This is a genomic window from Vallitalea maricola (assembly GCF_036985595.1).
Classification (GTDB): domain Bacteria; phylum Bacillota; class Clostridia; order Lachnospirales; family Vallitaleaceae; genus Vallitalea; species Vallitalea maricola.
In genome coordinates this window covers 1-582 of the sequence record NZ_BTPU01000138.1, presented here as the reverse complement: position 1 = coordinate 582, position 582 = coordinate 1, and the positions used below count along the sequence as shown (strand labels likewise).

The window sequence follows — 582 nt, the reverse complement described above, 5'->3', positions numbered from 1 at the left end:
TTTAACCGAAGATTAAAAACTAGCTGAGGCTAATCTTATAAAAAGCACTAAGGACTTAGGTAAAATACTAAGATAATTAGTTGTTTCACTGTTGAGTATTCAAGGAAACAAAAGAATACAGAAAATTTCTGGTGGCGATGCGTTTTTGGGAAACACCCGTTCTCATACCGAACACGATGGTTAAGCCATTAACGGCCGATGGTACTTGGTTGGAGACGACCTGGAAGAGTAGGTGGCTGCCAGATTACCAGTTTTACTTTAACTTCATATGACACTATCAAAATTCTTTAAGATGATTAAAGAATTTAGTTATCAGTTGTAGGAAATCAAAGGTAAAAAAAATAAAAAAAAGTGCTTGACACAACGCTGGTGACTATGATAATATATCCTAGCGCTTAACACAAGCCATGAACATTGAAAACTACACATTGTAAGTTATTAATCTGATTAGACTATTAATGACGTAGTCATTAATAAGAATAGAAGAAGAAATAACTAGACATCAAATAATCAATATCCTTGAAATAAATAGTAACCATATGTCGCATATGGAAAACTGTGAAAACAAGAAAAACCAAAGCA

At 33.2% G+C, this 582-nt stretch carries 1 rRNA gene; it reads left to right on the top strand.

The features are described from left to right. Positions 1-127: 127 nt before the first annotated feature. Positions 128-245, top strand: a 5S ribosomal RNA gene (rrf, locus tag AACQ14_RS23635). Positions 246-582: the final 337 nt, after the last annotated feature.